The 1200-nt window shown below is 62.6% G+C and carries 2 protein-coding genes; one reads left to right on the forward strand and one right to left on the reverse strand.

Going from position 1 to position 1200, the window contains the following annotated elements; translation table 11 throughout:
- The first annotated feature begins 406 nt into the window (after positions 1-406).
- Entirely contained in the window at positions 407-856 is a 450-nt protein-coding gene (flbT, locus tag BRAS3809_RS01785) for a flagellar biosynthesis repressor FlbT (protein WP_035654987.1), read from the forward strand.
- Between the two features lie 159 nt (positions 857-1015).
- Here flbT and BRAS3809_RS01790 read toward each other — a convergent pair.
- Positions 1016-1200 (reverse strand): flagellin (locus tag BRAS3809_RS01790; RefSeq protein WP_035654989.1); only part of this gene is annotated, 185 nt, incomplete at its 5' end.

The following is a 1200-nucleotide window of genomic DNA, read 5'->3' on the forward strand; positions in this document are numbered from 1 at the left end:
CCGAGAGAACAATACCTGACATTTTCATACCCTTCTGGTGTGACTCAAACAGACCGATCCCTTCGAGATCGGTTGTGCCCGCATCGACTTCGCAACCGGGCGACGTGGGTTAAGGTAAATGGGAGTGGCTAACAAAGGGTGAAGCGACGGGTCAGCGCAGCCGCACGCAGCATTCGGCGGCGCACCTGATCCTGGCGAGGCGTCCGCGCGATCGCATTGAAAACACCAGACATTTACCAAACCCGTCAGGGCATTTACCGGGCGTTAACCATGTTCGGAAAGGATCGCTGCGCGCCGATCGATCGAACGCGCAGACTGTTCGCGCGATTTAGACTGGCACCGGAAAGGAGCCGGCCTCGCCGGACCAGATTCGGCGCCGCGCCGATCGCGGCAACGGAGGACGAGAATGGCCCTGAAAGTCGAACTGAAGCCGCATGAGCGCATCATCATCGGCTCGTGCGTGATCACCAATACCGACCAGCGGGCGCGGCTGCTGATCGACGGGGACAACATCCCGATCCTGCGCGAAAAGGACATTCTCACGCCGGAGACCGCCGATACGCCGGCCAAGCTCGTCTATCTCGCCGTCCAGCTGATGTACATCTCGCCCGGCGCGGATGCGGATCACGGCACCTATTTCAACCTGCTGCGCGACATCATCACGACGGTCCCGAGCGCGTGGCCGATCATCGAGGCGATCAACGGCCATATCCTCAACGGCGATCTGTATCAGGCGCTGAAGGAGGCCAAGAAGCTGGTCGCGTTCGAGAAGAATCTGCTGGAGCAGGCCCAGGCCGAGCAGCTGGCGCAACAGCAGGCCGAACAGGCGGCCAAGCCGGTCAGCTCCGCCGCCTGAGAGCGACGACTTCACAGCGAAGAGCCCGGTTCTGCCCCGTGCAGAGCCGGGCTCTTCGCTGTGAGCGATAGGCTCTGCATCGCTGGGCCCTGCGCTCGAACGCAAAAGCGGCGGGGTTTCCCCCGCCGCTTTCGCCGTTTGTGTGAGAACGCCTCAGCCTTAGCGGAGCAGCTGCAGCACGCTGGCCTGCGACTGGTTGGCGAGCGACAGCGCGGACACCGCGATCGACTGGCGGGTCGACAGCGCCTGGCTGTTGGCCGCTTCCTCGTTGGTGTCGGCGAGCGTCAGGTTCGACGAGCCGGTCTGCAGCACGTTGATCAGGTTCTTGTTGAAGTCCTGACGGA

This window comes from Bradyrhizobium sp. STM 3809, from assembly GCF_000239795.1.
GTDB lineage: Bacteria > Pseudomonadota > Alphaproteobacteria > Rhizobiales > Xanthobacteraceae > Bradyrhizobium.